Origin of the sequence: Methanobrevibacter sp., assembly GCF_045577275.1 — an archaeon.
GTDB lineage: Archaea > Methanobacteriota > Methanobacteria > Methanobacteriales > Methanobacteriaceae > Methanobrevibacter.
The window spans coordinates 1-1975 of record NZ_JAZNIB010000090.1; the positions used below are offsets into that span (position 1 = coordinate 1).

General features: G+C 32.3%; 5 protein-coding genes. All 5 read right to left on the reverse strand.

The annotated features are described in order from the left end of the window. On the reverse strand, positions 1–260 hold a 260-nt coding region (locus ACKI67_RS03130), incomplete at its 3' end, for a nickel-dependent hydrogenase large subunit (protein ID WP_407461937.1). 95 nt (positions 261–355) lie between these two features. Further along, positions 356–817: an NADH-quinone oxidoreductase subunit B family protein gene (locus tag ACKI67_RS03135; RefSeq protein WP_296856834.1), complete on the reverse strand. Its 462-nt coding sequence runs from the start codon at positions 815–817 to the stop codon at positions 356–358. Between the two features lie 42 nt (positions 818–859). Beyond that, positions 860–1243, reverse strand: a complete 384-nt coding sequence (locus ACKI67_RS03140) for a DUF1959 family protein (RefSeq protein ID WP_407461938.1) — start codon at positions 1241–1243, stop codon at positions 860–862. A gap of 25 nt (positions 1244–1268) precedes the next feature. Then, a complete protein-coding gene (locus ACKI67_RS03145; protein WP_407461939.1) occupies positions 1269–1595 on the reverse strand; it encodes a DUF2104 domain-containing protein in 327 nt (108 codons plus the stop codon). An 82-nt stretch (positions 1596–1677) separates the two neighbouring features. Then, the gene (locus ACKI67_RS03150; RefSeq protein ID WP_407461940.1) at positions 1678–1935 is read right to left on the reverse strand and encodes a hydrogenase; all 258 of its coding nucleotides are present in this window, start codon (positions 1933–1935) and stop codon (positions 1678–1680) included. Between the last annotated feature and the right edge of the window lie 40 nt (positions 1936–1975).

Below are 1975 nucleotides of genomic sequence, written 5' to 3' on the forward strand. Positions count from 1 at the left end.
CTTAAAGGAGCTTGAACACCGGAAATGTTTTCCAATGTTTCTGCAAAGGTTTGTGTGTGCTCATATGAACAGATACCGCAGATTCTTTCAGATAAGTAAATACATTTTTGCCAGGTTTTACCTTCCATAATCTTTTCAATACCTCTGTGAACATAACCATAATCAATCTCAGCCTTAATAACCTTTTCACCTTGAGTCTGAAGCTTAAGCCTTAAAGGTTCTTTTAAACCTGGATGAATTGGTCCAATTGGTAATATCATAATATCTGACTCCTATTTTACTTATCTCTAAATTCTTAATACAATAAACATTAACCTTTGCTTATCTAATCTAAATTCTATAATACTAATAAACATTAATCTTTTCTGGCATCTTGGGCTCTTCCTTTAGCTGCAAGAGCGCCAGGAGCAACAGTCAACACTGCCTCTAAAATTTCACTTGGTCTTGGAGGACAACCTGGAATAGCTGCATCCACTGGAATAAAGTCAGAAACAGGAGCAAGAACTCTTCCTCCTTCCTGTGCAAATACATCCCCTGACTGTGGACAGTTTCCAACAGCAACCACAATCTTAGGTTCAGGTGTCTTTGCATAAATCCTTCTTAAATTGTCTCTCCATTGTTCTGTAACTGCACCAGTTACTAAAAGAACATCAGCCTCACGAGGGTTATTGTGAACATAAATTCCATACTGTTCAAGATCGTATCTTGGGGAAAGAAGCGCAACAAGCTCTACATCACAGCCATTGCATCCTCCACAATTTACAATGCAGACATGAATTGAACTTTTTCTCACAATATCTTTAAGTTTTTTAAGCATTTCAATTACCTTAAATCTCGTTCTTTTGATTATAAATAAACATCATTTCTTCAATATTTCAACTATTTGGGCTCTTCCTTCTTCAAGAGCATCCTCATATTTCTTGCCATTCTTTACAATGTCTTTTGTCAATTGATGGCAAATCCTATCTGCATCTTCCTCTGAAATCAATTTTGCAACATCACTTAACCAATAAAGCCTTAAATCAAGATGCATTTGCCTTTTTATCTTTTCTCTATTAGCTATTTCAAAGGTAGCATGCATATTTTCCAAATCACTCATATCAAAATGATTCATAAGAATATCTTCAAATTCTTCTTTAGAAATTCCAAATTCTTCAGATAAAGGGATTGTAAGATCCTTTTCCCATTTAAAACTATGAAGAACTCTTAATTTCATCATTTCATATTTCTCTTCACTATTCATATAAATCACCAAGTGAGCTAATTTGTTAGAATAAAACTCCGGATGTTAAAATCCAGACAATTCCTGCAATCAATATTCCGATTGCAGTCTCTTTACGACCATAACCTGGTCTTCTTCCTATTGCAAGTCCAATACAGAAGAATGCAATAGTGAGCAAGATTTCAGAACTGATTAAATGGTTTAAACCATGATTGAATAATAGGAACCATCCTACAATGGAAAAAACCAAGGTCATGACATCCAATTCAGATATTATATACGGTTCCATATGCTTTTTATAGCTTAATAAAAGACCTGCGATGGATCCAACTATAAAAACTATAATATAAATCATAATATATAATTCTTCCATGATTTCACCTTGATTTTAGTTCTAAACTCTTATTTTTCGAATAAACTGATAAATATAATTATAAATAAATTTTGAAATTTGATTAAACTGGTTTATATAAGCAAATAAATGCTATGCAAATGATTAAAAATGTAATAACGAAAGCTATCTTTTCTAAGTTTTCAGCTAAATGAGCATTCTTCTCATTGTGTTGCATCAATATAAATGGAACGAATATTAATCCAATAATAGCTAAAGGAAGTGCTAAAATGCTTTGATAGAAAGCAGCAAGTCCTGCCACTATAAATATGCCTAAAGCAACTAATGAAGTTAATATTCTCATTCCTATTTCATTATTCATTTTTAAGCCTTCTTATTAATTTTTAATTAATTTTATAGAT